This is a genomic window from Sphingobacterium sp. UBA7253 (assembly GCF_002472745.1).
Taxonomy (GTDB): Bacteria; Bacteroidota; Bacteroidia; order Sphingobacteriales; family Sphingobacteriaceae; genus Sphingobacterium; species Sphingobacterium siyangense.
Genome location: NZ_DKSP01000186.1, coordinates 2,470 through 6,157 on the forward strand (window position 1 = coordinate 2,470; position 3,688 = coordinate 6,157).

Below are 3,688 nucleotides of genomic sequence, written 5' to 3' on the forward strand. Positions count from 1 at the left end.
AATAAAAACACGTAAAAATAGAAGTCACCACTATGAATACCTTTCAATTTAAATCCCATAATGTTAAAAAGGGCTTGATCTTTGGATTTGGCTACCTAATTGTTGTATTTATCCTATGCTGTTTAATTTTTGGCGGTATAAATGTGCTAGCTGATGCAGTAAACAACTTTGGTTCGGCAAAGGGTCTTGGTATATTGGTTGCTGTCGTTGTAATCGGTCCCCTAGTCATACTATTGCAATTCATCAATCCCAAGATAGAAATACAAGTTGATAAAAATAACTTATCTATTAAACAACCGAAAAAGGAGGACAAAATTATTCCGTTCGAGGTCATTCATTCCATGGAAATAAATCATTCCTTGGTCAACCAACTTCAACTATTCGACCATAATGGAAAACTACTTACGACTATTCACCCTCAAAACGATATGAATGTAATTTTCTCCATTGCAAATATAATCGCGCAACATGGTGGATTTACACAAAAAAGAGGAACCAAAAAGATCTTTGGTAATCCCGTCGAAACGATCTCATATTTCAGGCAATAACATTGTAGCGCATTCGTTTCGATGAAACCAAAAATACACTATCTACTTCGCGTTGCTTTAACCATCTTCATGGGTTTGTTGTCACGGAAAATATCCGCCATTCCTACCATTACCGGCGATGTACTGTATGCGGTTATGATTTATTGGTTGTCACGTTTTTTATTTACGAGGAAATCGTTATTATTTTCTTTTACGGCGACACTTATATTTTGTTTTGCCATCGAATTTTTACAGCTTGTACAACATCCTTTACTTATATGGATAAGAAACAATCCGCTTTTGCGGCTCGTGTTTGGACAGGGCTTTTTATGGTCGGATCTTGTGGCTTACTGCCTGGGAACCGTCGGAGCTGCATGCATTGATTATCTTAATTATCAAATGTTAAAGACAGACCCTACGTTACGAACTAAATAGACCTACTTCGTGGTTTTGGCCCCCAAATCGATGCCCATCTTTTCATAAGCAAGATCATTGGGCTGCCAAAGCTCTATTTTGTTTCCTTCAATATCCATGATATGAGCAAATTTGCCGTAGTCAAAGGATTCGATCGTATCAAGTACCGTAACGCCCTCCTTCTTCAATTCTTCTATTAAAAGCTCAATATTGGCTACCCGATAATTGATCATAAAATCTTTTTCCGAAGGGCCAAAATAGGAAGTGCTCTCTTTAAAAGGGCTCCATTGCGTAAATCCCTTTTTCGTACTGTCAGCTCCCTGATACCACTCAAATACAGCGCCGTAAGAATTTGTAGCCAGTCCCAAATGATCGGCATACCAAGCTCTTACTTTTTTAGGATCTTTACATTTGAAAAAAATTCCACCTATACCGGTTACTCTTTTCAACTCGGTGGATCGATATGAATGGCTCAAGTTATTAAAAGCATACCCCATTCCAAATGCCAGCAAAATACTTGCAACAAATACGACTCTTTTCATAATTTAATAAGGACAAATCAGTTATTCTGCCTTCTCTCCCGAATTTAATCATTAGTTTTGACAAAACATTTACGGCGCTTCAGAAAACATTCTTATCCTACAACACCAGTACTTAAAACGCATAGCTTTTGTCCTAATTTTTTCTAGATTAAGGTTGTTAAAAAATGAGATTGTATGTATACATTTGACCTACACAAGACTCGAGCAGCCTACCCTAGGAAAAGAGTTTAATAAAGCATCCGCATTAAATAGATAAATTTATGTACAACTTTAAAAATGACTATTCAGAAGGGGCACATCCCCGCATTTTAGATAAGCTTATTGAAACGAATCTGATACAGCAATTAGGCTATGGGGAGGATGACTATTCCAAAGAAGCCAGATCGATTTTGAAGAAAAAGATAGCGAATCAGCAAGCCGTTATCCACTTTTTATCTGGGGGCACACAAACAAATCTTCTTGTCATATCTTTTCTTTTACGTATCCATGAAGCAGTGATCAGTGCAAAAACAGGGCATATATCTGCAAATGAAACTGGTGCTATAGAAGCAACTGGACATAAAGTCATTACCGTTGAAACGTCTGATGGGAAATTGACACCTAACGATATTACTACGGTACTCAGGGAACATGCTTTGGCGCCACATGTGGTAAAACCAAGAATAGTTTATATTTCTAATTCCACTGAAATCGGCACAATATATTCTTCGGCAGAATTGGAAGCGCTATATGTGTGCTGTCAGCAGCAACAACTGTTACTTTATTTGGATGGCGCACGCCTGGGCCATGCTTTGACCGCGGAAAACAACGATTTAACCTTTGCAGCTATTGCTAAGTATACTGACGTTTTCTACATTGGCGGAACAAAAAACGGAGCTCTGCTGGGTGAGGCAGTTGTGTTTAACCGTCCCGAATTAGCCGTAGATTTTGACTATGCGATCAAGCAGAAAGGCGCCTTGCTTGCCAAAGGCAGAGTGCTTTCAATTCAATTTCTAACGCTATTTCAGGATGATTTGTATTTAGAGCTGGCATTGAGAGCTAATTCGCTTGCGATGCGTATGGCGAAGGCTATCAAAGACAAAGGATATTCCTTTCTAACGGAATCAACCACCAATCAGATTTTTCCCATTTTACCTAAATCGCTCATCGAAGCACTGCTTATAAATTATCAATTTTATATATGGAAGGATATCGATTCAGATTATGCAGCGGTTCGTTTGATCACGTCCTGGGCTACGGAAGAGAAACAGGTTACTAACTTTATAAATGATATATTGAATTCCTAGGGATTGTTCCGCCCTAGCCAATAAATCTTATATACACGAAAGCGCCCAATAGGTAATATTTTACGTATTGGGCGCATCTTATAAAATTGAAAAACTAGTCTTTAGGTTCAAGGGCTTTCCATACCCCTGCTGCTACAGCTGCCCCTACTAATGGAGCTACAATAAAGAGCCAAAGCTGCGATAAAGCCTGACAGCCGGCCAGAATCGCTGGCCCAAATGAACGAGCAGGATTAACCGACGTACCTGTTACGGGAATAGCAACCAAATGGATCTAAAGAAGCGTAAAGCCGATTGCAAGCCCAGCCATTGTGCTGTTTCCTACCTTCGAAGTTGTTGCCAGTATCACAAACAGAAAAATGAAGGTTAACACTGCTTCAATCAAAAAGGCGGAAGCAGTACCATACTCGTTTTGATATCCTTTACCCCAACCGTTTGAGCCATACGCCCACTCTCCTGCGGTAAATCCGGCCAATTGCCCGCTTAAAATCTGCTGAAGGACAAATGCCCCCAAAAGTGCACCAATAAACTGAGCAACAATGTAGACAACCGCATCCTTGGCAGACATTCTACCAGCCAATAACACACCAACAGTCACCGCAGGATTGATATGACAGCCTGAAATTCCACCGATCGTGTATGCAAATACCACCACTGAAAGTCCGAAGGCGACAGCAATACCCAAAAGGCCAAGACCAGAAAGCCCAGCTGTGGTATTGGCTCCTGCAATAGCGGCCGCACCGCAACCAAAAAGTACCAAACCAAACGTTCCAATTAGTTCGGCGATAAATTTTGAAGATGTTTTAATTTCCATATGAATCTGTTTATAACTTAGTTAACTCTAATTTAATCATTTTCCTTATAAAATTATACTGCTAAATAAATTATTGTAGAACAATATCCACACCGCTTTAAAACCAAC

Annotated in this window: 4 protein-coding genes and 1 pseudogene; 3 read left to right on the plus strand and 2 right to left on the minus strand. The window is 39.6% G+C overall.

The genetic code is table 11. From position 1 onward, the window contains the following. The first annotated feature begins 32 nt into the window (after nucleotides 1-32). The gene (locus B2X72_RS18910; protein WP_145326792.1) at nucleotides 33-548 is read left to right on the plus strand and encodes a hypothetical protein; all 516 of its coding nucleotides are present in this window, start codon (nucleotides 33-35) and stop codon (nucleotides 546-548) included. Nucleotides 549-617: 69 nt separating this feature from the next. Next, on the plus strand, nucleotides 618-962 hold the full coding sequence (locus tag B2X72_RS26700; protein ID WP_414711804.1) for a DUF2809 domain-containing protein: 345 nt from the start codon (nucleotides 618-620) through the stop codon (nucleotides 960-962). A 2-nt stretch (nucleotides 963-964) separates the two neighbouring features. Here B2X72_RS26700 and B2X72_RS18915 read toward each other — a convergent pair whose 3' ends face one another. Further along, entirely contained in the window at nucleotides 965-1,483 is a 519-nt protein-coding gene (locus B2X72_RS18915) for a VOC family protein (protein WP_286851071.1), read from the minus strand. 260 nt (nucleotides 1,484-1,743) lie between these two features. Here B2X72_RS18915 and B2X72_RS18920 point away from each other — a divergent pair, with 260 nt between their 5' ends. After that, a complete protein-coding gene (locus B2X72_RS18920) occupies nucleotides 1,744-2,769 on the plus strand; it encodes a threonine aldolase family protein (RefSeq protein ID WP_088161654.1) in 1,026 nt (341 codons plus the stop codon). A gap of 94 nt (nucleotides 2,770-2,863) precedes the next feature. On the opposite strand, the pseudogene B2X72_RS18925 reads toward B2X72_RS18920, so the two are convergent. Next, nucleotides 2,864-3,580 (minus strand): annotated as a pseudogene (locus tag B2X72_RS18925) (MIP family channel protein). Between the last annotated feature and the right edge of the window lie 108 nt (nucleotides 3,581-3,688).